The following is a 25,052-nucleotide window of genomic DNA, read 5'->3' as shown; positions in this document are numbered from 1 at the left end:
TAAAAATGAATTCTAAAATAACTGTAAATATGAAACACAAAGGCAACCTGTTAATCATCCCCGCATTGATTGCAGCAATCACTGCTTCCCTTGTCACCCTGAGCGCGGTCGAAGGGTCAGCCCGAGAAAATGTAAATAGCGGAAAGGTTATTAAACCAGCGCCTGCAATTTTCCTGTCTGCTCCCTGTGCGGCAGCAACTGCGCAAACCGATTTGGATGTGAACAATGTTCGCGCACGTATCCTGAACGGTGGAGATATGTGGTGGGACCTTGCCAACGGGCAATATGAAATTCCAAAGAATGGAGGAGTTATGTCCATCTTTGCCGGAGCGCTGTGGATTGGCGGGATTGATGCTGGCAATAACCTGAAAGTAGCCGCACAAAATTACCGGCAGAATGGTAATGACTTTTGGCCAGGTCCGCTTGATACCAGCAATGCATCAATTAATGATTTGGTTTGCGCGCAATATGACAAACACTACAAAATCACCCGAAAAGAAGTGGAAGATTTTGCTAACGGTATTGCACCCGCCACCCCTGTTATTCTTAACTGGCCCGGAAATGGAAATACTTCTATAGGTCAGGCAAAATATCTTGCACCATTCTATGACGGAAATATGGATGGCGTATATGACCCCACTTTAACTTTTGTGGATGCATTAGATGGAATTACAAAGCCGTATGATTATCCCGGGTTTGATATAAAAGGCGTTGGCTGCACATCTACCGGTTGTATTCCTAATGACGGGTTATATGGAGACCAATCACTTTGGTGGGTGTTTAACGATATGGGTAACATTCACGGTGCAACAGGAGGCACGCCCATCGGATTGGAGATTCGCGCACAGGCATTCGGCTTCTCCACAAATGATGAAGTCAATAATATGACGTTCTACAATTACCGAATTTACAACCGCTCCACATTTCAGTTGAACAAAACTTATTTTGGAGTTTGGTGCGATGCCGACCTTGGCTGTTATACCGATGACTATGTTGGATGCAATGTAGAAAAAGGATTCGGATACACTTACAATGGAGATAACAATGATGAGGTTGCCTGTACCTCTCCGGGATATGGTCTTAATCCGCCCGCCATAGGAATTGATTTTTTCCGCGGACCGATTGCAGATGCTGGCGATGGAAAAGATAACAACCGAAATTGCACAGTGGATGAAGGTTGCGAGCAAATCCTCATGTCAAGATTCCATTACTATAATAACAATGCTACGGTAACTGGCGAGCCTGCTGCTGGTGTCCCCCAAGATTGGTATAACTATCTGAGCGGAAAATGGAAGGACGGCACTCCTGTAACTTATGGAGGTAATGGATATGGTGGAACCACACCATGCTCTTTTATGTTCCCTGGCAATCCATCAACCGATAAACATGATTTTGGAATTGGAGGAACTTGCTCCACTACGCCTATTTTACCCCCATGGGATGAAGTAACTGCCGGAAACGTTCCTGACGACCGCAGGATGCTTGAATCAGCAGGTCCCTTCACACTGATGCCGGGCGCTCTTAATGTAATTACCACTGGTGTGGTATGGGCAAGAGCCACTTCTGGCGGAGCCGCTGCGTCTGTTGAACTTCTGAAATTTGCCGACACTAAAGCTCAGGCGCTCTTTGACAACTGTTTCAAGATTACTAACGGACCCGATGCTCCCGAATTAACCATTCAGGAATTGGACAAGAAGTTGATGATTTATCTTTATAATCCCTTTGGTTCTAATAATTACGCGGAAAATTATCCGTACGTTCCCGGTCAAATAGAAAAAGATCCATACATTACTGCAGGTTCAGATACCGCCTGGATATTTGAGGGTTACAAATTATACCAGTTAAAAGATGCTACAGTAAGTGCTGGCGATTTGCACAGCAACAATGGCAACTGGGATCCCAACAAAGTGCGCCCTGTCGGAGTGTATGATATAAATAATGGAGTGACTCAAATTGTCAATTACTACATTGGACAGGATCCGGCCCTCAATTACTGGCAGCCGCACGGAATGGTGGATGAAGGAGCTACCGATGGTGGTCTTATACATTCCATTCCTATCACAACCGATCTTTTTGCCACTGGCAATCCCACCTTAATCAATCATAAAACTTATTACTACATGGCGGTTGCTTATGGATATAACAAGGGGGAATTAACTACTGATCCAAGTAACCCTCCGGGTTATAACCTCCCTTATGTGGAGGGGCGCAGAAATGTAAAATTATATTCCGCCATACCACACATTCCGGTAAGCGGTTCAGGCGATACAGATATGCATACCGAATATGGAGACACGCTTCCTGTTAAAATTACCCGCATTGAAGGAAACGGAAACGGAGGTAATGTGCTTGACTTCACAACTGCCACAGTAGATTCCATACTCGCAAGCGGTGTTTACTCTTATACAAACCCCAATAATGCTCTTTATGAAAAACCTGAGTACGAATCTGGAAAAGGTCCGTTAAGCGATTTTGAAGTTATTGACCCGCTTAATGTTAATTTACCTGCCGGCACTACTTTCACACTTTGGTTTATTCCGGATAGCACTTCCGCTTCCACTACAGTAAATATTGCAAACTCAAAATGGAAATTAAAAAACAATACCACTGGTGTTACTATTAGTTCAGAGCATGTGATTAAAACGGGCATAAAATACTTGTTTACTAACTGGGGCTTGTCCCTTACCATTGAACAGATAGCCAACTGCGGCTCTGTGGATTCTAAAAATAATGGATTCTTAAATGCAAGCATGTCATCAAATAGCTGGCTGACAGGATTTGCCGATGGAGATACTGCTGATTATACCAACTGGATACGCTCTGGTGCAGCAACAGGCACAGGTTTTTCTGGTGATTATGTTGGCTATGACGATGGATCAGACTACGAAAAAGTAATTGGAGGAACCTGGGCGCCTTACCGCCTTTGTGCAACCAGTCAAACCACTCCTTTATCATCTGCAAAATACTACGGAGGTCCCGCTTGGAAAAGCAACTGGATGACTCAAACAAAAATGTATGATCTTGCCAGCGTAAATGTGGTTTTCACAAGCGATAAAACCAAATGGACTCGCTGCGTAGTGCTTGAAATCTGCGATGATGTGGCATTTGCTGAAGGAGGACAACGAAAATTAGATAAGAGAAAAGCAAGATCAGTAGATAAAAACGGAAATACAAATCCATCTAACGTTGTTTCTACCAACCCAAGTGATGCTAATTATATTGATACTGTGGGCATGGGCTGGTTCCCCGGTTATGCTGTCAATCTGGAAACTGGCGAACGCCTCAACGTCTGCTTTGGAGAAAACTCTGCACTCACGCAATCAGTGGGAGCCATTAGTTATGATACGCTTGGGTTAGGAGGTACATTTCAAGCCGCAGATATAGTTACAGGAATGACCTCCGGTGCAACGGGAGTTATTGTTACCGATAACGATACTACGATGAGAATTAAAAATATTACAGGTACATTCAGTATTGGAGAAACCATCACAGGATCAGGTGGTGATACTGCTGTTGTTTCTACATATACCACCTTTGAGCAGAATGGCAGAGACATGATATGGAATCCTACTTCTGTAAAATATGCGGCAAATCCATGGGATGCTTCAGGAACAGGTCCCGTATTGGGCGGTATGCATTACATATATGTTTTTGGCCATAACCGTGAGAAAAGTTCAGGCGCTGTATATGATATTAACATTCCCCGCTATGATGCAGGATTCAAAATGGATTCTATGTTAAGCATAAATAATGGGCAGCCAACGGACACGCCTAAGAAAAAAGTATTTAAAGATGCTATGTGGGTGAACATTCCGATTCTTGCAACCGGTCACAGCATTCTCGAAAGCGATGTCACTGTTCGCCTTCATGTAGCCAAGCCGTATAAAAAAGGATATTCACCTGCATACAGTCTTGGCGTACCTGCGACTGCAGATACTGTTTATGGGGACACATATGAGGAAGTAATTGGTTACAACACATTGTCGGGGACATTCATCAAGGAAACAGTTACAGGAGGAAATCCTCTTGCAAAGGGAGTTATCGATACCGTTAACAGTTCCACCATGTGGATTAAATCCACTTCTCGTACATTTAGTGTTGGAGATACTATCACAGGCGCGACCAGTGGCGCTAAAGCTGTTATTTCTACATACACAGCCGCTGCTCAAAACAACAACTACCCTATGTACACGTTTAGCATGGGCGTTTTGGAAGCACCTCATCTATTAGATCATACGGATGCACTTGATCCGGTTACTGCGCTCGATTACATCAAGGTTGTTCCTAATCCTTATTATGCGTATTCTTTGTATGAAAAGAATTCGTTGGATAACCGCGTTAAAATTACCAACCTGCCTGCAAAATGCACAGTATCAATTTACAATTTGAGCGGAACACTTATTCGCACATTCAAGAAAGCAGCAGAAGTTACCAATCATGAACCCTATGGATATGACAGCAACGGTAACCCGGAACCTACTCATGACGGCTCGCTGGATTGGGATTTGAAAAATACTGCCGGCATTCCCATAGCAAGCGGTGTTTACATCATTCATGTGGAAGTTCCCGATGTAGGCGAGAAAATAGTTAAATGGTTTGGCATCATGCGGCCGATTGATCTTGATTCGTTCTAAACAAATCATCGAAAAACGAAAAGCAACAACAAGAAAATAATCAGTGTAATCTTTTATAATATGAAGCATACAACAAAAAACTTGTCCCCCACTCGTTTCGGGATTCTGACAACAGTTCTTGCAGGCATCATCCTGTCAGGAAATGTATTTGCAGGAAATCAGGATCGCTCCGGCCAGGCAGGAGCGCCCGAACTGCTCATCAATCCATGGGCAAGAACTTCAGGATGGGCGGGAGCAAACATTGCTGGTGTTCGTGGCTTAGAAGGACAGTTTCTGAACGTTGCAGGAACTGCCTTTACTAAAAAAACAGAATTGCTTTTTGCCCGCACCAACTATCTGAAAGGAAGCGACATTAATATTAATGCTTTTGGCTTTTCTCAAAAAGTCGGAGCCTCAGGCGTATTGGCGCTTAGCATAGCTGCTATGAACTTTGGCGATGTGGAAGTTACTACCACTGAATTGCCTGAGGGTGGCTTAGGAACTTATTCCATCAATTTTATGAATATCGGATTGTCTTATGCAAAAGGATTCACCGACCATATTTTTGGCGGCATGTGTGTAAGAGTCATCAACCAGCAGATTCCGGATGCAAGGGCGGGGGGAATGGCATTGGATGCAGGCATTCAATACGTAGCCGGGAAAAGCAACAATGTTCACTTCGGAATCTCACTTAAAAATGTAGGACCCAAAATGCAATTCACCGGTGATGGGCTTTCTTTCCGCACCTTGATTGATAACGGAACCACAACCGGTTCTTCAATGACCGTTGACCAGCGCTCAGAGTCATTTGAATTGCCCTCTCAGGTAAACATTGGCGGTGCTTACGATTATTATGTAGGCGGAGATACTGCAAATAAAACGCACAGAGTCACTTTAGCAGGGGCGTTCATTTCCAATTCATTCACCAAAGATGAATTCAGACTTGGTGTAGAATACGGTTTCAAATCTTTTCTTATGCTTCGCGCAGGATACGGCTTTGAAAAAGGAATCGGCACCGATGATGATACAAAAGACAACTACCGCACTACAGCGCAAAAAGGGCTCAGTGCCGGTTTCACCATCGAACTGCCTCTTAACAAAGAAAAGGGTTCAACATTCGGGCTGGATTATTCGTATCGCGCCACATCACCGTTTGACGGAACACACAGCATTGGAGTTAGAATGAATTTGTAAGACACAGAGATTTTCTTACCTTTGTTCATGGATTATCCAGACACCGATTCGTCTGGATAATCTTTTTTAATTACTACACAAAGCAATACCATTTTATCATGTCAACCAGTTACGTTACGGAAGAAGGACTTAAAAAATTGAAGGAAGAACTTCTTCAGTTAAAGACCAAGGAACGCCCCTCCATTTCAAAGCAGATTGCCGAAGCCCGCGATAAAGGTGATTTATCCGAGAATGCGGAATACGAAGCTGCCAAGGAAGCGCAGGGCATGTTGGAGATGAAGATTTCCAAGCTGCAGGAAATCGTACGCAATTCAAAAGTGGTGGACGGTTCCAAGATGGACAACTCAAAGGTCTCGATCCTTTCAAAAGTTAAAATTAAAAACACAGCCAACGGAAAGCTGATGACCTATCACATTGTTCCTGAAACAGAAGCCAACCTCAAGGAAGGAAAAATTTCTGTTGATTCTCCCATTGCAAAAGGACTGCTCGGGAAAAAAGTAAAAGACAAAGCAGAAGTTTATGCACCAGCAGGCAAACTGACATTTGAAATCATTGAAATAGGAAAATAATGCCGACCATTTTTTCTAAGATTGTCGCTGGAGAAATTCCCTGTTATAAAATTGCCGAATCGGATAGCTGTCTTGCTTTTCTGGATGTGTTTCCTCTTGCAAAAGGACACACGCTTGTGATTCCTAAAAAAGAAACCGATTATGTTTTTGACATTGGCGATGAAGAGTTTACAGGATTGCAATTATTCTCCAAGAAAGTTGCCGGGGCAATTGAGAAAGCAATTCCCTGCAAACGAATTGGCGTGGCAGTGATTGGGCTGGAAGTCCCGCACGCGCACATTCATTTGATTCCGATCAACCATGTGAGTGACATTAATTTTTCCCGCCCCAAGCTGAGTATTCCGAAAGAAGAAATGGAAGAGATAGCAAAAAAGATTCGTGAACAGTTATAATGATTTTTTCCCTGCGCTGATTTTTCTTTCCGGGTTTTCCGCCAGAAAAGATTTCCATCCTGAAAATTTCTTTTGAACTTTTGATGAATTATTTTGAAGTGCCTGCATGTTGTATTGGAAGTAATGACACAGGGCAGCACCCAACGCATCCGTTGCATCTAAATAATGAAGCTGGGAGAAATCAAAGGTTCTCCCCGAAGGAGAGGATTCCCGCCTGCCGGACGGACAGGTAGGAGGGGCTAATATTTTCTGAAGCATTGCCGCCACTTGTTCTTTCGATGCGTTTCCGTTTCCTGTTATGGAGTGTTTTATTTTTTTCGGTGCATATTCAAAAATAGGAACTTCTCTGACGAGCGCTGCAGCAATGGCAATTCCCTGCGCCCGCCCGAGCTTCAGCATGCTCTGAACATTCTTTCCGAAGAAAGGCGCTTCAATAGCGAGTTCATCGGGCTTGAACTGTTCTATGAGTTCAACGGTTCCTTCAAAAATCCTTTTCATTTTCAGCGGCTGGTCTTTCAGCTTTTGCATGGAGATGATTCCTGCACCCAATAGTTTGATTTCTTTCCCTACCAGATGAATGGCTCCGTAGCCCATTATGTTGGTGCCAGGGTCTATGCCTAATATTACCTTGTCGTTCTTCATTGAAAAGATTACACCGATTATTTTTGATTACACCGATTTCCTCTGCTTATCTTTGCCGATAACAAATGTAAAGCGGATTATAAAGTTTTTATTGATGAACCTTTTTTATTTACTAACATATATTGTTTGCCTCGCTTATGCTGCGCTGATGATTTCTTATTTTATCGGATGGAATAAAACATTAGCTGTTAAACCTGAAACATTAAACCTGAAACCTGAAACTCGCGTCAGCGTAATTATTCCTGTCAGAAATGAAGAAAAAAACATTCAGAATATTCTGCACCATCTTTCAAAACAGGATTATCAGAAAGATAAATATGAAATTATTGCTGTAGATGATTTTTCGGAAGATAAAACCATCGAACTGATTCAAGCGGCAAACATTTCTAATCTGAAGCTTATCCGGCTGATAAGTGGAGGAGGGAAGAAGCAGGCAATAAATGAAGGAATAAAAAATGCAAGCGGAACGCTGATTATCACCACCGATGCCGATTGCGAAATGGGAGAGAAGTGGCTTTCAGCTATCGTTGCCTTTTATGAAGAGCATAAACCAAAAATGATTGTAGCGCCCGTTCTTTTAAGTCAGGAGTCAGGAGTCAGGAGTCAGGAGAAAAAATCCAAACTACAAACTCCGAACTCTCAACTCCCAACTTTTTCTGAAATCATACAATCGCAGGAAATGACGGTTCTTACTGCTTCCGCCTGTGCATCGCTTTACTGCAATTCACCTGTTCTTTGCAGCGGAGCAAATCTTGCGTATGAAAAAGACGCATTCAATGATGTGAATGGGTTTGATAACATTGACAAAACTGCAACGGGCGATGATGTTTTCCTGATGCTGAAGATTCACAAGCAGTTTCCGAATACAATCAAATACCTGAAGTCAAATGATGCAGTTGTATTTACACATCCTGAAAAAGAAATTTCTTCCGCTTTCAGCCAGCGCAAAAGATGGGCGTCAAAGACATTCTTTTATGGGTTCAGCCATGTAACAGGGATTGCAATACTAATATTTATGATGAATTTTTTAGTTCTTCTGTCAGGAATCCTGTCCGTCATAAATGTTAAATTTGCCTACGCCCTGATTACAGCGCTTCCGATAAAATGTATAGTTGATTTTATGCTGCTACAATCCGCATCCTCCTTTTTCGGAAAGAGAACTTATCCTGTTTCGTTTTTCCTCGCTTCTGTTTTGTATCCGGTATATGTAAGCGTCATCGGACTGATTTCTCCATTTACTAATTATTCCTGGAAGGGCAGACAATCATAAAATATGTTCGGCAGGATCATAAAGCGCAAGCGTTCGTCTTATTCATTCTCTGCAATGATGTGGCATCGCCTGCGCAGAAATAATTCTGCCATATTCGGAATGGTCGTCATAGGAATTTCTATCATCATTGCATTGCTCGGCTACTCCATCACTCCTGATTCCACACCCTACGGAAATTTACAATTCCCCGAACTGAACATCAAAAAGCCGGGATTTAAGATGCGGTTTCTGAAGGTGAGAAAAAATGATAATACTGCCAACGTGGGTTTTTTTTCCAAGATGCAAAACGGAGAGCCCAACATCTGGCAGATGATTCCGCTCTACGATTATTATTTTGAAGGAAACGATATTGTGGTGGAGGAATATACGGGCGCTGAACATAACAACGGAGCCGAGATTCGGTTTAATGTGGCGGATGTGATTTATGCCATGGACCTGAACCAGCCGTTTCACAGTTATCCCAATCGCGGCATCATGGAATTTTATAAAGTCGGTGACTCTTCTCTCATCAGTCTTCCCATTGAAGAATTGAGGCATGAAGTGGAAGCAAATTACATAGTGGAAAGAAAATACTGGCTCGGCACCGACAGATTAGGAAGAGACATGCTCAGCCGTTTGATGCTTGGCACAAGAGTATCGCTTACGGTCGGATTAGTTTCAGTTTTGATTTCTCTTTTTATTGGAGTGGCTATTGGAGCCACAGGCGGATTTTTCCGCGGATGGGTGGATAACATTATCATGTGGCTCATCAACGTGGTGTGGTCCATTCCGACTTTACTTTTAGTTATCGCCATCACGCTGGTGCTCGGAAAAGGATTGGTGCAGGTATTCATTGCGGTGGGCTTAACCATGTGGGTGGATGTGGCGCGCGTGGTGCGGGGGCAAACACTTGGTATCCGCGAACAGGAATTCATTGAAGCGGGCAGAGCGCTTGGCTTCACGAATGTCCGCCTGATCTTCCGCCATGTGCTTCCGAACATTCTCGGACCGGTCATCGTAATTTGCGCTGATAATTTTGCCAACGCCATTCTGATTGAAGCAGGATTAAGTTTTCTCGGATTGGGTGCGCAGCCGCCCACTCCCAGCTGGGGAGCAATGATCAGCGAACACCGACCCTATATTACAACTGATGCCGCCTATCTCGCCATCATTCCCGGGCTTGCCATCATGCTCATGGTGCTTGCCTTTGTGATTCTCGGCAATGGTTTGCGCGATGCCATTGATGTGAAAGCCGCACAGAAAGAACAGGTGCTGGGGTATTAAGGAAAAGAAACTTATTTTCCTTTCAGCCGCACAATTTCCTTCAGATAAGCATTTTCATTTTTCAGTTGTTCGTTTTCTTTTTCCAACCGAGAAATTTTTTCCATGAGTTTTTTTTCAGCGGGAGAATCTCCGTTTTCGCGCAGGTATTGAAACATATCGTGCTCCAGCGCGGCAGAAATTTTCTCCAGCAGTTTCGGGTGAATGTGTTCTCTTCGGAACATATCGTACACGGTTTGGTTGCTTCTGCCGATGAGTTGCGCGAAGGATTCTGCCGAAAGGTTTTTCTGCCGTAAAATTTGCCTGAGTGTTTTTCCTATGTGCTTCATGGCTGCTGATATTATCTGGAAATTTTCTGATTTACTCTTGAGATTTCCTGATATTATTTTGAATCTTCCTGATTTTATCTGAAACTTTCCTGATTGTTTCTTGAATTTTCCAGATGCTATCTGGAGTTTTCCAGCTTTTATCTTGAACTTTCCAGATTTTATCTGGAAATTTTATGTTTTGAGCAACAAAAAAATCCCGATCTATCGGGACTTTCTTTGTTTTCGCTTCAATTACGAAGCGGGTTTAACCGGTGGAGGAGGCGGAGGCAGTTCTTCAACAGTGTCTTGTTCTGCCCGGTCAAAAAACTCCTGAAGTTCACTCACCACGTCATCCAGCCCGGGATTATCGCGGTTGGCGGCTTCTAAAAGTTCTTTTCCTTTCAATGCCGCTTTGTGCGCTTCAACGCCCGCGCCCAATTGCGTGTCTGAAATTTTTTCCATCAACTGCATGATGGGGATACGGATTTCATTCAGGTCGTCAAACCCGGTGAAATCCTGTTCCATTGCCGCCACATTGTAAGAAGAAGGAAGTTCAGCTGGATTTTCTTTCACCGCCTGAATCAAACGCTTCACAAAGGCGTAGCGCTTGTTTCCCATTTTAGGAAGCGATTTGCGCTCGTCCTGCGTGAGGTTGATAAGGGTGGTGCCGCTTGCCTGAAGAAGGACAAGAATGTCCTGCACTTTTTGCTTGATGGCCGCTTTGTCAGCTGCTGACAGCGTAGCCGTAATGTTTCCGTACATAATTTTTTTTGTTTTTTGACCCCTGCCCTAAAGACAACCATTGGTTGCGACCGAAGGTCAGAGGCGTTACTATTTATTTTTTATTTCAGTTGTATAACGTGCAAAATCAATGCCGCAATTGCCGGGCTTATTAACCATAAAAAATATTTTAACACCAAAAATATTTTTTCAGCGCGGGCGTTGGCGCTATGAAAAATTGCCCGGGAAAAATAATTTGAAACCCGAAAAAAGAAGAATGCCTGTTGATAAGTCAGAGATGGTCCGATATTTACACTTACTGCAGCACCACTTTCTCTGTGAAAATTTTACCTGCACCGTTTTGCGCAGGGTCTCCGCTGGTTACTTTTATGAAGTAGATGCCTTTGGCGGGGCAGGCGCGCCATGGCGCAAGGCGCCAAAAGACGCTCCTTCGGAGATTTTTTTCTTATATGTTGAGAAAAAAGCCCTGCTAATCGTAACATTTCTTTAACATCAACGTATCAACCGACACATTGCTTTCTTCTTTTCTAAAAACCAATTCTTACCGCCATGAAAAGAATCTACTATTTAGTCATCGCAGAAATTTTCGTTGCAATTACCCTGCTGCCGGTTTATTCATTTGCACAAAAAATTGCAGCAGGCGATGTTCACTCCATGAAGTTATGCAGCGATGGAACAGTTATGGCATGGGGATATAATGGAAGCGGTCAGTTAGGCGATGGTACTACAACTAATAGTAATATTCCGGTGCAGGTGAGCGGACTTACAGGAATTACTTCCATTGAAACAGGATTTCAACAATCACTCGCCCTGAAAAATAACGGCACGGTATGGGCTTGGGGATGGAACGCATATGGTCAATTAGGAGATGGCACTACCACCGATAGAACTACTCCTGTACAGGTAATCGGACTCACAGGCATCAGCTTTATTGCATCCGCTGTTGCACCCGCTGTTGCAGGTGGAGGATATCATTCTATGGCGCTGAAAAATGACGGCACCGTTTGGGCGTGGGGATATAATGGAGACGGGGCGTTAGGCGATGGCACTAACACAGACAGGCTTACTCCGGTGCAGGTAAGCGGGCTTACAGGAATCATTGCAATATCAACGGAAGCGTATCATTCTCTTGCCTTGAAAAATGATGGAACTGTTTGGGCATGGGGAAGGAACACCTATGGCGCATTAGGTGATGGCACCACCACTAATAGTAATATTCCGGTGCAGGTGAGCGGGCTCACAGGCGTCACCTCTGTTAAAGGCGGAGGTTATTTTTCTCTTGCCCTGCAAACTGACGGCACCGTTTGGGCATGGGGATATAATTTGGAAGGTCAATTAGGCGATGGCACTGCCATTAACAGAACCACTCCTGTGCAAGTGAGCGGGCTCACAGGAGTTGCTGCCGTTAATGGCGGTGATTATCATTCGCTTGCTCTGAAAAATGACGGAACGATATGGACTTGGGGAAGAAACAGCAATGGTCAATTAGGCGATGGCACTACCACTAACAGAACCACTCCTGTGCAAGTGAGCGGGCTCACAGGCATTGCTGCCATTGCAGCAGGATGGCTTCATTCTGCCGCCTTGAAAAATGACGGCACGATGTGGGCTTGGGGATGGAATTTTTATGGTCAATTAGGCGATGGAACAACTACTGACAGAACTACTCCCGTGCAGGTTATTGGGCTTTGTACTCCTACCGGCTCTTCCTGCGCAAATGCGGTGGATTTGGGGAGTAGCGATACTTGCGCAAATAATATTACGATGAGCGACAGCGTGATGTGGTTTAGGTTTGTGGCGGATTCACAGTTTGTGAAAATTTCTATTACATTATCAGTTAGCTCGCATATACAAAAGGCATTTTTATACAATGACTGTGTTAGTTCTTTTCAAATAGCCAGTGATTATATTATTTTCACAACAGATAATATTTTAGAGTTATTTGGAGAAGGTCTTGCTATTGGCAATACATATTACATAAAACTCGAATCATTTTCAACAAACTTTTCAGTTGTTTCTATTTGTACTCAAAACCTCCCCAATTCATCCATCAAAGCGAATTCCGCTTGTGATAACTGGACACAAAAAGCAAATTTTGGTGCTAGTGTCAGGAGTTATGCTGTTGGTTTTTCAATTGGCAATAAAGGATATATCGGGACGGGATCCTTGTGGAGTACACTTACATATTATAATGATTTCTGGGAATGGGATCAGGTAACTGATACATGGACTCAGAAAGCAAATTTTGGTGGAACAGGAAGATTGGCTGCTGTAGGATTTTCCATAGGTAACAAAGGGTATATTGGAACGGGATGGGATGCTAGTACTAGTTTTAATAACGACTTCTGGGAATATGATCCTTCAACAAATACATGGACACAAAAAGCAAATTTTGGTGGAGATGGAAGATTTAAGGCAGTAGGATTTTCAATAGGCAATAAAGGGTATATTGGAACGGGAGCTGGTCAACTAGCTATAAAAAACGATTTTTGGGAATATGACCCTTCAACAAATACTTGGACACAAAAAGCAAATTTTGGTGGAACAGCACGATGGGCTTCTGTTGGCTTTTCGATAGGAGCAAAAGGATATATAGGAACAGGTACACCTCACAACACGTATCCGACTGCTCCGGGTTATGACGATTTCTGGGAATATAACCCTTCAACAAATGTCTGGACACAAAAAGCAAATTTTGGTGGTGGTAATAGACAAGGTGCAATTGGTTTTTCGATTCCAGTATGCAATAAAGGCTACATTGGAGCGGGGTATAATGATAATATTTATACAAACGATTTCTGGGAATATGACCCTTCAATAAATGTATGGATACAAAAGGCAAATTTTGGTGGAGTACCTCGACTAGATGCATCAGGATTTTCTATAGGGAATAAAGGATATATTGGAACTGGGTGGGGTTATAGTGGTAGCAAAAACGATTTTTGGGAATACAATGGTGGTTGTTTTACAATTGGTATTACTAGTTCTAATGCTTCTTGTGCAGGTTTTTGCGATGGAACAGCAACAGCAAGTGTAACAAGTGGTGGCACTGCACCATTTACATTTTCTTGGAATACAGTTCCTGTACAAACTGGACCAACAGTAATTGGACTCTGTGCAGGTTCATCTTATATTGTAACCGTTACAGATGCGGCTGGTTGTACGAAAACAGCAAATACAACTATTGGCTCAAACAATTTACCTCCTGTTGTTAATTTTAATTTTTCTCCTTTAGCAGTTAATTTATGTGTAACAAGTCCCGTTAGTTTTACTTTCACTGGCTCATTAGCAACCGGCTGGCAATGGAATTTCGGAGACCCAGCATCTGGTGCTAATAATATATCTTCTCAGAAAAATCCTTCACATACTTATTCCTCTCCGGGATTTTATCCTGTCATTCTCACTGCAACAAATGCATGTGGAACAACATCCATACAGCAAGTAATTTATATCGGTCCTGATTGCTGTGCAAACACAACGAATACAAATTACACTCCCGGTTTTACTACTACAGTTACTTATACTTCAAATACAGTATGGGCAAGTAATTTAGTAATTGCTGCTCCGGTAATTGTAAAAGCGCCTGCTACACTTACGGTAAAACCCGGAGTTATCATACAATTCGGTCCGATGGGGAAAATAATTATTGAGAATGGCAGCACCTCAATCAATGGAGCGCAACTTGTCTTGCAGACAAATTCAAAATTAACTTCCATACCTTGTCCCGTGATGTGGCAAGGTGTAGAAGTATGGGGTGTGCCAACAAATAATAGTTCTAATTCTTTAGGACAAGGAAAAATTACTATGAATGCAGGAGCAACAATAGAAAACGCGCATATAGGTGTGCTGCTTGGAAAAACAAGAATTTGTTTCCCGTTTCAGAATACTCTTTGCAAAAAAAGTCCTTGGGATATTACCCGCAGCGGTGGAATAATTATCGCTAATCAAAGTGTGTTTAATAAAAATGCTGAAAGCGTTCACTTTCTTCCTTATAACAAATTAAATAGCAGTTTAATTAAGCAATGTTCTTTTACTGGTGGTACTTTAATTGATCCAAGGTATAATTATTCTATTTCCAACCCCTTTTATCCAAACGTAAATAATCCTTATTATGCCCCTGCAAATTCAATTGGACGCACCCCATGGTTTGGATACCTGTGGGGAGTAAAAAATGTAAAGTTCTGGGATAATACTTTCAATACTGCCGGAGACGGAATACTACTATATGACGCGCAAAGCGAGATTAAAAAAAATATTCCTGGTAACGGCAATTCCTTTACAAATCTGGTTTTTTGTATTCGTGGATTTTATTACAATTCAGGATTTTTTGGTAACCTGATACAAAGCAATACATTTAATGATATTATTGGCGCTGCAGTAGAGATGCATGCAGGTAAATATGACCAGATAAAAAGGAATAAGTTTCACGACCCTTCAAATTTTTCCTCTCAAGCCATGAATCTCTATGCTCTTACAATGGCTGCGGCTTCTAATTACAAGGTTTTGGACAATGATTTTTTCCGCTGGCAGGTGGGCATAAATGCAGATCATTCGTGGCAGGGAGGAGGATCTCTGATTGGATGGGAGCAAACCGGAAATATTTTTACCGAGTGCCAGACGAGCATCAATCTTAATCAGAATAATTCCAAGTTACAGATTCGCTGCAATAAATTTAATAATCCTGTATCTGCAAATTATCTTATTAATTGGAGCAACAGCATAAATAGTCTGCTTGCCAATCAGGGCTATCTTCCTGTTTTATCTGCCTATGATCCGGCAGGAAACATATTTGATTTAGGAGCGTCTATACCTAAAAAACAAATCGGTTCTGTCACTAATTCATTTATTTATTACAGGCATATTAATTCTACTGTTCCAGGATGCGGGCTTTGTATTGAGCCGGATGTAACAAACAGCCCTGCATTAATTAGTGTAAGCCCCCAGCCGTTTACACATACTCAAACTTCCTGCAATGACCCATGCTCTGGCAATCCCGCCTGTCGCATTGCACAGTTGAGTAATTTGTCCAATCGCATCAGCAGTTTGCAACTTGAATTTACTAATGTGTTTGCTAATCTTGATAAAGGTCAGACAGCCCAATTGCTTTCAGCCATCAGCGGAAACACTTCCGATGGAAATTTGAAAAATATGCTGCTGAATAATTCTTTCCTATCAGATCAGGTGCTTATTGCTTTCATTAACCGAAAAAATACTGCACACGGAATTTTCAAGGAGGTAATTATTCCCAATTCTCCGGTATCGGATGATGTGCGCCCTGCCTTGCTGGCAAAACTTGCCTCAATGCCATCAGGGATTTCAAAACAGATAAAAGACGCACAGGGAAGTCAGGCGTTTCGCACACTTACTGCCATCAGCCGCGAACTTGCTTCATCCGATAACCAGCGCCAGTTGGCATTGAATGATTTAGTTTCTTATTACGTTCAGGCAGATTCAGCAAATACTGCAATTACTCTGCTTGAAGCCGAACATACACTGGATGCAGACCAAACTCTTGTTGCAACTTACTTAAATGAGGGAATGTTAACTGAAGCGGAAACCAAATTAAACAGCATGACTGCTTCCATACCCGAAGAACAGGCATTTATTGATTTGCACCGAATGCTTCTTGAACTGGAGATGGATAGTTTATCCGTGTTTGATATGGATTCTGCACAGGAGCAATTGGTGAGAAACATTGCAGGCATGTCCGCTTCTCTTGCACGCGCTAATGCCTGTTCCATTCTGCAATTGGTTTTTAACGAAACCTGTCCTTCTTCTTTCCGCGAACAAGGAATTTCTTCATCGGCAGAAGCAGTGCATAATGTTGTCGAATCAGATTCTTATCTCGGAGAAAATTATCCTAATCCTTTTTCAAATCTCACTATTATCCCGTACAATTTACCCGGGAACAGCGGTGGGTACATAAAAATATATGATGTGAAAGGCACATTGCTAAACACTTATTTATTGAAAGAGGGCTTTAACTTTATAGAAGTGAAAACAGAAAACTGGGCAAGCGGAGTTTATTATTATAGTATGGAAATGGACGGAATAAGGGTACAGAATAAAAAAATGGTGTTAATCAATAATAAATAAAGCAAGTGAAATGAAAAAGATAACTATAATTCTTACCTGTTACCTATTACCTTTTACCTCTTTTGCCCAGTGGTCCGCAATCGGCAGCGGATCCGTTGGCTATCCCATTTATGATTTTCAGGAATGGAATGGAAAATTGTATATAACACTGGATATGTGGGGATATAATTATGGTGGTATTTGCTCTTATGATGGAACAAATATAGATTCCCTTGGATCTGGATTTGACAATAATGGAAGTCCATTTTCATTAGCGGTTTATAATAATGAATTATTTGCAGGAGGTGGACAATCATTGGGACCACCACCACAAATACCCTGTTCCTTCAACATTGCTAAATGGAATGACACAAGTTGGTCATGCGTGGGAGCAGGAGGTCCTAATGACATTTGGGAGATCAATGCTATGGCTGTTTATAACGGAGAGTTATATGTGGGAGGCAAATTCCAAAACATGGGAGGTGTAAATGCAGCAAGCATTGCACGCTGGGATGGAACACAATGGAAAAATGTTGGAACAGGGTTCCCCAATAATGAAGACGTATATTGCATGACGGTATACAAAGGAGAATTATATGTCGGAGGAATGCTTGGATTGCCCGGGGGGCCAAATAATTATTACAACCTCGTAAGATGGAATGGAACGAAATGGGATTCCACAGGTGGAAAAATAGGAGGTCAGGTTTCTTCCCTTGTGGTAGATTCAATAAATGATGTGCTATACATGGGGGGGGGAATTACCGATGTGGCTGGAATTCCCTGCTGGTCTGTTGCAAAATGGGATGGCATTAATTTATCTGCTCCGGGCATGGGAATTACTAATGGTGCTAACGGAATGGCAATGTATCAAAATAAACTGGTAGTTGGTGGATTTTGGACTACCGGTTCTAATACAGATACAATTTTAGCAACATGGGATGGCACTTATTGGTGCGCAATAATACCGGGTCCCAACAGCACAGTTAAGTCAATGGAAGTTTACAATGGAGAACTTTATATAGGAGGATATTTTGATACGGTAGCGACAATACCTGCCCGCCATATTGTAAAATGGTCAGGGAATCTTTGCCCTAATTCAGGGGTGAATGAAATAACGGGGCAAATCAAATTCAAAGTTTTTCCCAACCCCGCCAAAAACAACATCACTATAGAAACAGAAGAGAACAAAAACTTTATTGCACGTATTACCAACCCACTCGGACAAAAAGTTGCAGAGAAAAAGTTTGAGAAAAGAATTGAGGTGGATGTTTCTGGTTTCGGCAAGGGATTGTTTTTGGTGGAGGTTACTACTTCTGAAGGAAGATGTTGTAACGTTCAAAAAGTGGTGATACAGTAGCCAGCAGGAGTCCGCCTTATTTTTCATGGTTTTCTTTTTTCAAATGTCGAAAAAGCACAATGCTTTTTTCTTATTTTCGTTCCTGCTTTTTTACCAATGCTTACCATTCATCCCAAAGAAATTTCTGTTCCTGCCTTGCAGGCATATTTGGTTCATGCCATTGCACCGCGCCCTGTTGCGTTTGTAAGCACGGTGGATAAAAACGGAAATGTAAATCTCAGCCCTTTCAGTTTTTTTAATGCGTTCAGCACCAATCCTCCGGTGGTGGTTTTTTCCCCTGCGCGAAGCGGAAGAACAAATACCACCAAACACACGCACGACAATGTGATGGAAGTGCCGGAAGCGGTGATTAATGTGGTGACGTATGATATGGTTCATCAAACATCTCTTTCAAGCAGCGAGTTTCCAAAAGGGGTAAATGAATTTGTGAAAGCCGGATTCACAATGATCAAGTCCGAACAGGTGAAACCGCCCCGCGTGAAAGAATCGCCCGTGCAGATGGAATGTAAGGTGAAAGAAGTGATTGAACTTGGAAAAAATGCCGGTGCCGGAAATCTGGTGGTATGCGAAGTGGTTCTCATTCATGTGAGCGAATCTGTGCTGAATGAAAAAGAATTTATTGACCAGCAAAAACTTGATTTGGTTGGAAGACTAGGCGCCCACTGGTATGTGCGCGCATCGGGCAATGCGTTGTTTGAAGTGATAAAACCTGCCGGAATGGGAATGGGCGTGGAAGCGCTGCCTGAAAAAATCCGAAACAGCACCGTGCTCACAGGGAATAATCTCGGGCAATTGGGGAATGTTGAAAAAATGCCGAACAAAGAAGAAATTATATCGTATAAAAACGAACACCTAAAAAACATATCTTCGGAAAAAGAAATTCATTTCATCGCCAAAAAACTTTTGGATGAAGGGCGGGTAGAAGATGGATGGAAAACATTACTTTCACTTGACAATTAAATCTCAATACTCACATCTCAATACTCAATACTCATGCTTACCTACACAGGCACCATCAAAGTAAAAGGAAACGAACAAAAAGTTTCCGACCGGTTCAGAAAAAGAGAATTTGTTCTCACGGATAATGCTGCAAGCTACCCGCAAACTATTTTATTTCAGCTTACACAGGACAGATGCTCGCTCATTGAAAATGCAAATGTGGGAGACGAAATCACCGTTCACTTTGGATTGAAAGGAAGAGAATGGAAAAACCCGCAGGGAGAAACTAAATTTTTCAACTCGCTGGATGTTTTCAAGATTGAAAAATCAAAAAATAATTCTTCAGCAGAAAATGTTTCAGAGCCAAGTTTCAATAATGAAACACTGGTGCCAACTCCTGATGATGATCTGCCGTTTTAAATTACGAATTACGAATTACGAATGACGAAGTACGAGTTCAATACAAAAGGCAAATTTATTCTCGCTGCATTATTCTTCATTTGTAATTCATCATTCGTCATTTCTCAGATACTTGATTCAGCCGGCTCTCTGAAAAGCGGCATAACACAATTTAACGAAGGCAATTTTGAAGGCGCGGAAGTTGAATTGAATAAAGCAGTTGAACTCAATCCGAAAAATCCAGAAGCGTTTTTTTATTTAGCGGAAGTTTCTGCTCTCCAGAATGAAAACAAGAAAGCGATGGAGAATTACAATAAGTCGATAGAGCTGAATCCGAAAAACCCAAAGGCATATAAAGGAAGGGGTAAACTCAAGGCGAAGTTTGAAGACTTTCTTGGTTCAATAGAAGATTTTTCGAAAGCGATAGAGTTGGATAAGAATTATGCTGACGCATACTTTAACCGGGGGCTGTCCTACCTGAACCTGAAAGATTATAAATCAGCTGCAGTTGATTTTTCGGAAGTGATAAAAATCAATCCCAAAGATTATCAGGCATATGCACAGAGAGGGTCTGCAAAACTTCAGGCAGGAGATAAAAAAGGAGCTTGTTCTGACTGGAGTAAAGCGGGTGAGCTGGGCTATTTTAAAATTTATGATACCATCAAAAAGAATTGTAAGTAATTAAGAAGCAACATGAATCCCCTGATCATAGAAGCAGAAGACGACATCACTCCCGCTGTTACTTTAGACAGTTCGAAGAATGTTCTTGAAATTTCCGGCTGGTCGCACCCCGAAGATGCCATTGCTTTTTACACGCCTGTTCTCGAATGGCTGAATCAATATGAAAAAGCTCCTAACGCGCAAACGGAATTTCACTTCAGGTTTCAATACTATAATACAGCTTCGGCAAAGCAGATATTCAGATTAATTTCCTCGCTGGAAGATGTTGCTCAGAAAAGCAAAGTGAAAATTCATTGGCATTATGACAGCGAGGATACGGATATGCTCTCTTCGGGCGAGCGGTTTTCAAAGATGAGCACGGTGCCGTTTGAATTTGTTTCGCATTAAATTTTTATTCCTGCAACCAGCACGTCATCTAACTGCGAATAGTTTCCTTTCCATTCTTCAAACGCATTTTTAATTTTTTCTTCCTGCTCTTTTATGTTGAGTGAAGAAATGTTTACAAGGAGTTCCTGCATTTGTTTTACGAGAAATTTCTTTCCACTCTTTCCCCCCACCTGGTCAGCGAAACCATCTGTCGAAAAATAAACTGAAGAATTTTTCAGCAGAGCGATTTCCTGTTGAGTGAAAGAAAAGTTTTTCTTTCCGAACATGCTTCCGATAGAAAAGATATCACCTTTAATCTCTTCGATGGAATTATTCTGCACAACATACATCGAATGATTGGCTCCCGCAAAAGTGATTTTGTTTTTCTCATTATCAAAAAGGCAAACAGAAATATCCATTCCATCATCCTGCGAACGGGATTCCTGATGAAGAGCGTGTACAATTCCCTCGTTCAGGTGATTTAAAATTTCGGCTGGCTGAAAGATTCTTTTTTCATTCACAATTTCATTCAATAAAGTATTCCCTATCATACTCATGAACGCGCCAGGAACTCCATGTCCTGTGCAGTCGGCAACAGCAAGAATGGTTTTTCCGTTTTGATTAGACAGCCAGTAAAAATCACCGCTCACAATTTCTCTGGGTTGAAAAAAAATGAAGTAACCTGAAAAACAGTTTGATAATTCTTCTTTTGATGGAAGAATGGAATCCTGTATCCGCTTGGCGTAATTAATGCTGTCGGTGATGTGCTTGTTTTTCTGGTCAACAATTTTTTTCTGCTGTTCGATGATTTGCTTTTGCCTGTGCGTAATCCGCAGGCGAGTAAAAATAAAAATAGAAAACAAAACTACCATCAGCAAACCAAAGCCGATTGAGTAAGTAATAATCTGCTGACGTTTTTTTTCTTCCGCAGCTATAGCCAGTTCTTTTTGGTGTTCTGCTTCTGAAATGGCTTGTTGTTTTTCATATTCATATTTTGCCTGTTGCTTGAAAGTGGATTTCTGAGTCTCCTGATTAAAAATACTGTCGCGCATCTGTACAAAAAGTTCGTGCATGGCAAGAGCGTCCTGCCATTTATTTTGCTGGCGATAAATTTTATAGAGCAATTCTGCCGCATTGCGCAGGCGAACAGGGAAGCCCAGTTCTTTTGCCATTGACATGGAACGGTTAGCATAATCAAGGGCAAGGGAATGTTTTTTTTGTTTGAGATACATGCTTCCGATGCTGTTCAGCGATATGACAACGCCTTCTACGTCTTTAATTTTTTCACTTATGTCCAGACTTTTCTGATAGTATTCCAGCGCCTTAGAAAAGTCTCCTTGATTATTATAATTGTGGCCTATATTTTTCAGCGTGTAGGCAATTCCTTGTTTATCATTTGCCTCTTCATTAATTTTTAAACTCTTCAGGAAACATTCCAGCGCCTTTTTATTGTCGCCCTGACTGATGTAAATTGTTCCGATATTATTCATCAGGAGAGCAATGCCTTGCTTGTCTTTTATTTCTTCTCTTATTTTTAAACTTTTCTTATAATATTCCAGCGCCTTGGGAGTGTCCCCTTGATTTCTATAATTATTGCCGATGTTGTTCAGTGAGATGGAAATGCCTTTTTTGTCGTTGATATCTTCACTTATTTTTAAACTTTTAAGATGATACTCCAGCGATTTTGAAATTTCACCCTGGCTATTATAAATCGAAGCCATGTTGTTCAGCGAGAGGGCTGCGCCAGTTTTGTCATTGGTTTCCTCTTGTATCCGCAGACCTTTCTGATAATACTCCAGCGCCTTGTGACTATCGCCCTGAATATTGTAATTGTAGCCGATGTTGTTAATTGCCTGAGCTTTTAGTTTTTTTACTTTCTGCTGAACGGAAAGATTCTCCGTTTCGTTAAGAATGACATCTGCCAGTTCTGCTGCAGACTGTGCATATTTTAAAATGTCAGTGAGTTCACATTTTTCACTTAAATCAACCAGTAAACGCAGTTTAGTGGTATCGTGTTTGGCATTTTTCAGTAATAGATTAAGCGAATCAATTTCGTTTTCTTGTGAAAAGGAAAAAGAAATAGTAAAAAGAAAAATAAACAGAGAGAAAAAATATCTCATTATGAAATGATTTTATTAAAGGCAAAGGTAGATAAAAGCAGGAAAAGAAAAAATCACTCAAACGCATTTATCCCCGTAATATCATAGCCCGTAATGAGCAAATGAATATCATGCGTGCCTTCGTAAGTGATGACGGATTCCAGATTCATCATGTGGCGCATGATGGGATATTCTCCTGTGATGCCCATCGCTCCATGAATCTGCCGTGCTTCGCGCGCAATTTGTAATGCCATGTTCACGTTATTTCTTTTCGCCATAGAGATCTGCTGTGGCGTTGCCTTATTTTCATTTTTCAAAGTTCCTAATCTCCAGCAGAGCAATTGCGCTTTGGTGATTTCGGTAATCATCTCTGCCAATTTCTTCTGAGTTAATTGGAACGATGCAATTGGTTTTCCAAACTGAATTCTTTCTTTAGAATATCTTAAAGCAGAATCATAGCAATCCATCGCTGCGCCAATGGCTCCCCACGCAATTCCATAGCGCGCGGAGTTAAGGCAGTTGAGAGGTCCTTTCAAACCCTTCACGCCCGGCAGAATATTTTCTTTCGGAACTTTTACATTATCAAAAACCAATTCTCCGGTTGCGCTTGCACGAAGCGACCATTTGTTATGAGTTTCAGGAGTGGTGAATCCTTTCATGCCGCGCTCCACAATCAATCCTTGAATTTCTCCCTGCTCATTTTTCGCCCATACAACAGCAACATCTGCAAAAGGAGAATTTGAAATCCACATTTTTGCTCCATTCAGAATCACATGGTCGCCTTTGCCTGCCCCGTCTTTCCCATCGGGGTCTTTGAAGTTGGTAATCATTCCATTTGGATTGGAACCATGGTCGGGTTCTGTCAACCCGAAACATCCCATCCATTCTCCACTGGCGAGTTTGGGTAAATATTTTTTCTTTTGCACTTCACTGCCGAACGCATAAATGGGAAACATCACCAGCGAACCCTGAACAGAAGCTGTTGAGCGAATTCCCGAATCGCCCCGCTCCAGTTCCTGCATCATGAGCCCGTAAGACATATAATCCAATCCCGCTCCTCCGTATTCATGAGGAATGAACGGACCGAATGCACCGATTTCCGCAAGTCCTTTTATCACTTGTTTCGGGAACTCAGCACGCTGAGCACATTCTTCAATGATGGGAGAAATTTCTTTTTTAACGAAAGCGCGTGTGGTGTCGCGCACTAATTTATGTTCATCGCTGAGCAATTCATCAACGAGAAAATAATCGGATGCTTGAAAAAGGTCTGCTGCCATAACGGGTGCTAAAATAGAAAAAATGCTCTTTCAATATGCAGGGAACGAAATTTGTATAATTAGTTTCTATCTTTGCAAACCATTGTAGTATGAAAAAAAAATCTGTTTGGCGAGTTGTATTTTTATTAGTTGCAGCGCTGGTATGTTATTATTCATGTAAAAAAGATAAAGGATTTGTTTCCATAACAGATTATAGAATATGCGACAGTTTAAATATAAAATACTCTACAGATATTCTGCCAATCATACAAACCTATTGCGCCACCAGTGCCAGTTGCCATGGTGCGGGTTCTTCACGCGAATACACCACTTACAATGCTGTTAAAGCGAGAGCCGATGACCATTCGCTTCGCAAACGTGTGATGTACGGTGATCCGTCTTTTATGCCGCCATCCGGAATGTTACCGAAACTGATGCGGCAGAAAATAGATTGCTGGTTGAAAGATGGAGCGCCAAATAATTAACTTTGCCAAAACAGTTTTATGGTAAAAGGAACAACATTATTCATTTTATTCTTATTTGCCGGAGTAGTTTTTTTAAATTCATGCGTGAAAGATAAGGGGGCACTGCCTCGTGTATCAAAAGGAAAAGTAGTAATTATGGTTGGCGCAAGCGGAAATATGTTTTTCCCTTCCAGCGTTGATGCTAAGGTTGGCGACACGATTGTATGGCGCTGGCAAAGCGGTTTTCATTCGGTAACATCCACTTCGGTTCCTTCCGGTGTTATTTTTGGTATAGACCCGATACAATCTTCTTCCGATTCTCTTATTTATATTTTGCAAATTGATGGAGTGTATAATTATGAATGTATCTATCATCTTCCGGGAATGACTGGAACCATAAATGTTTCTAAATGAAATACGAAAAAAA

General features: G+C 41.8%; 19 protein-coding genes. 14 read left to right on the top strand and 5 right to left on the bottom strand.

Annotated features, from left to right (window positions below):
• Window positions 1–5: 5 nt before the first annotated feature.
• The 4 genes from HY841_07785 to HY841_07770 all read left to right on the top strand — a co-directional run bounded on the left by HY841_07785 (window position 6) and on the right by HY841_07770 (window position 6,768).
• The gene (locus tag HY841_07785) at window positions 6–4,634 is read left to right on the top strand and encodes a hypothetical protein (protein MBI4930647.1); all 4,629 of its coding nucleotides are present in this window, start codon (window positions 6–8) and stop codon (window positions 4,632–4,634) included.
• Window positions 4,635–4,694: 60 nt separating this feature from the next.
• Entirely contained in the window at window positions 4,695–5,807 is a 1,113-nt protein-coding gene (locus HY841_07780) for a PorV/PorQ family protein (GenBank protein MBI4930646.1), read from the top strand.
• A gap of 95 nt (window positions 5,808–5,902) precedes the next feature.
• Window positions 5,903–6,376: a transcription elongation factor GreA gene (greA, locus tag HY841_07775; GenBank protein MBI4930645.1), complete on the top strand. Its 474-nt coding sequence runs from the start codon at window positions 5,903–5,905 to the stop codon at window positions 6,374–6,376.
• Complete coding sequence (locus HY841_07770) at window positions 6,376–6,768, top strand: HIT family protein (protein MBI4930644.1); 393 nt, start codon at window positions 6,376–6,378, stop codon at window positions 6,766–6,768. Before greA ends, HY841_07770 begins: the two co-directional genes overlap by 1 nt.
• Here the strand turns inward: HY841_07770 and ruvC are convergent.
• On the bottom strand, window positions 6,763–7,410 hold the full coding sequence (ruvC, locus tag HY841_07765) for a crossover junction endodeoxyribonuclease RuvC (protein ID MBI4930643.1): 648 nt from the start codon (window positions 7,408–7,410) through the stop codon (window positions 6,763–6,765). The two genes, HY841_07770 and ruvC, sit on opposite strands and share 6 nt — an antisense overlap.
• Between ruvC and HY841_07760 the strand changes: the two genes are divergently transcribed.
• Complete coding sequence (locus tag HY841_07760; protein ID MBI4930642.1) at window positions 7,382–8,680, top strand: glycosyltransferase; 1,299 nt, start codon at window positions 7,382–7,384, stop codon at window positions 8,678–8,680. The two genes, ruvC and HY841_07760, sit on opposite strands and share 29 nt — an antisense overlap.
• 57 nt (window positions 8,681–8,737) lie before the next feature.
• A complete protein-coding gene (locus HY841_07755; GenBank protein ID MBI4930641.1) occupies window positions 8,738–9,943 on the top strand; it encodes an ABC transporter permease in 1,206 nt (401 codons plus the stop codon).
• Between the two features lie 11 nt (window positions 9,944–9,954).
• On the opposite strand, the gene HY841_07750 is transcribed toward HY841_07755, so the two are convergent.
• Both HY841_07750 and HY841_07745 read right to left on the bottom strand, forming a co-directional pair.
• Entirely contained in the window at window positions 9,955–10,269 is a 315-nt protein-coding gene (locus HY841_07750) for a helix-turn-helix transcriptional regulator (GenBank protein MBI4930640.1), read from the bottom strand.
• A 231-nt stretch (window positions 10,270–10,500) separates the two neighbouring features.
• On the bottom strand, window positions 10,501–11,010 hold the full coding sequence (locus HY841_07745) for a hypothetical protein (GenBank protein MBI4930639.1): 510 nt from the start codon (window positions 11,008–11,010) through the stop codon (window positions 10,501–10,503).
• A 528-nt stretch (window positions 11,011–11,538) separates the two neighbouring features.
• Here HY841_07745 and HY841_07740 point away from each other — a divergent pair.
• The 6 genes from HY841_07740 to HY841_07715 all read left to right on the top strand — a co-directional run bounded on the left by HY841_07740 (window position 11,539) and on the right by HY841_07715 (window position 20,827).
• Window positions 11,539–17,085: a PKD domain-containing protein gene (locus tag HY841_07740; GenBank protein MBI4930638.1), complete on the top strand. Its 5,547-nt coding sequence runs from the start codon at window positions 11,539–11,541 to the stop codon at window positions 17,083–17,085.
• 10 nt (window positions 17,086–17,095) lie between these two features.
• Window positions 17,096–18,421 carry a T9SS type A sorting domain-containing protein gene (locus tag HY841_07735; protein ID MBI4930637.1) on the top strand — a complete coding sequence of 442 codons (1,326 nt, stop codon included), beginning with the start codon at window positions 17,096–17,098 and terminating at the stop codon, window positions 18,419–18,421.
• 96 nt (window positions 18,422–18,517) lie between these two features.
• On the top strand, window positions 18,518–19,381 hold the full coding sequence (locus HY841_07730; protein ID MBI4930636.1) for a flavin reductase family protein: 864 nt from the start codon (window positions 18,518–18,520) through the stop codon (window positions 19,379–19,381).
• Between the two features lie 33 nt (window positions 19,382–19,414).
• Window positions 19,415–19,780 carry a DUF3127 domain-containing protein gene (locus HY841_07725; protein MBI4930635.1) on the top strand — a complete coding sequence of 122 codons (366 nt, stop codon included), beginning with the start codon at window positions 19,415–19,417 and terminating at the stop codon, window positions 19,778–19,780.
• A gap of 21 nt (window positions 19,781–19,801) precedes the next feature.
• On the top strand, window positions 19,802–20,440 hold the full coding sequence (locus tag HY841_07720) for a tetratricopeptide repeat protein (GenBank protein ID MBI4930634.1): 639 nt from the start codon (window positions 19,802–19,804) through the stop codon (window positions 20,438–20,440).
• Between the two features lie 12 nt (window positions 20,441–20,452).
• Window positions 20,453–20,827, top strand: a complete 375-nt coding sequence (locus HY841_07715; protein ID MBI4930633.1) for a DUF1987 domain-containing protein — start codon at window positions 20,453–20,455, stop codon at window positions 20,825–20,827.
• Here HY841_07715 and HY841_07710 read toward each other — a convergent pair.
• Complete coding sequence (locus HY841_07710) at window positions 20,824–22,926, bottom strand: tetratricopeptide repeat protein (GenBank protein MBI4930632.1); 2,103 nt, start codon at window positions 22,924–22,926, stop codon at window positions 20,824–20,826. The genes HY841_07715 and HY841_07710 overlap by 4 nt on opposite strands.
• 53 nt (window positions 22,927–22,979) lie before the next feature.
• A complete protein-coding gene (locus HY841_07705; GenBank protein MBI4930631.1) occupies window positions 22,980–24,182 on the bottom strand; it encodes an acyl-CoA dehydrogenase family protein in 1,203 nt (400 codons plus the stop codon).
• Window positions 24,183–24,271: 89 nt separating this feature from the next.
• Between HY841_07705 and HY841_07700 the strand changes: the two genes are divergently transcribed.
• Both HY841_07700 and HY841_07695 read left to right on the top strand, forming a co-directional pair.
• A complete protein-coding gene (locus HY841_07700; GenBank protein ID MBI4930630.1) occupies window positions 24,272–24,646 on the top strand; it encodes a hypothetical protein in 375 nt (124 codons plus the stop codon).
• An 18-nt stretch (window positions 24,647–24,664) separates the two neighbouring features.
• A complete protein-coding gene (locus tag HY841_07695) occupies window positions 24,665–25,039 on the top strand; it encodes a hypothetical protein (GenBank protein ID MBI4930629.1) in 375 nt (124 codons plus the stop codon).
• The last annotated feature ends 13 nt before the right edge of the window (window positions 25,040–25,052 follow it).

The organism is Bacteroidota bacterium (assembly GCA_016213405.1).
GTDB lineage: Bacteria > Bacteroidota > Bacteroidia > Palsa-948 > Palsa-948 > Palsa-948.
The sequence above is the reverse complement of the archived record's forward strand: the minus strand, read 5'-3'. Positions and strand labels throughout refer to the sequence as shown.

Coding starts and splice junctions, on each gene's coding strand:
- HY841_07715 (MBI4930633.1), top strand. CDS start 20,453: ATGAATCCCCTGATCATAGAAGCAGAAGACGACATCACTCCCGCTGTT.
- HY841_07700 (MBI4930630.1), top strand. CDS start 24,272: ATGAAAAAAAAATCTGTTTGGCGAGTTGTATTTTTATTAGTTGCAGCG.
- HY841_07780 (MBI4930646.1), top strand. CDS start 4,695: ATGAAGCATACAACAAAAAACTTGTCCCCCACTCGTTTCGGGATTCTG.
- HY841_07725 (MBI4930635.1), top strand. CDS start 19,415: ATGCTTACCTACACAGGCACCATCAAAGTAAAAGGAAACGAACAAAAA.
- HY841_07720 (MBI4930634.1), top strand. CDS start 19,802: ATGACGAAGTACGAGTTCAATACAAAAGGCAAATTTATTCTCGCTGCA.
- HY841_07755 (MBI4930641.1), top strand. CDS start 8,738: ATGTGGCATCGCCTGCGCAGAAATAATTCTGCCATATTCGGAATGGTC.
- HY841_07750 (MBI4930640.1), bottom strand. CDS start 10,269: ATGAAGCACATAGGAAAAACACTCAGGCAAATTTTACGGCAGAAAAAC.
- HY841_07710 (MBI4930632.1), bottom strand. CDS start 22,926: ATGAGATATTTTTTCTCTCTGTTTATTTTTCTTTTTACTATTTCTTTT.
- HY841_07705 (MBI4930631.1), bottom strand. CDS start 24,182: ATGGCAGCAGACCTTTTTCAAGCATCCGATTATTTTCTCGTTGATGAA.
- HY841_07730 (MBI4930636.1), top strand. CDS start 18,518: ATGCTTACCATTCATCCCAAAGAAATTTCTGTTCCTGCCTTGCAGGCA.
- HY841_07695 (MBI4930629.1), top strand. CDS start 24,665: ATGGTAAAAGGAACAACATTATTCATTTTATTCTTATTTGCCGGAGTA.
- HY841_07785 (MBI4930647.1), top strand. CDS start 6: ATGAATTCTAAAATAACTGTAAATATGAAACACAAAGGCAACCTGTTA.
- ruvC (MBI4930643.1), bottom strand. CDS start 7,410: ATGAAGAACGACAAGGTAATATTAGGCATAGACCCTGGCACCAACATA.
- HY841_07735 (MBI4930637.1), top strand. CDS start 17,096: ATGAAAAAGATAACTATAATTCTTACCTGTTACCTATTACCTTTTACC.
- HY841_07740 (MBI4930638.1), top strand. CDS start 11,539: ATGAAAAGAATCTACTATTTAGTCATCGCAGAAATTTTCGTTGCAATT.
- HY841_07745 (MBI4930639.1), bottom strand. CDS start 11,010: ATGTACGGAAACATTACGGCTACGCTGTCAGCAGCTGACAAAGCGGCC.
- HY841_07770 (MBI4930644.1), top strand. CDS start 6,376: ATGCCGACCATTTTTTCTAAGATTGTCGCTGGAGAAATTCCCTGTTAT.
- HY841_07760 (MBI4930642.1), top strand. CDS start 7,382: ATGCCTAATATTACCTTGTCGTTCTTCATTGAAAAGATTACACCGATT.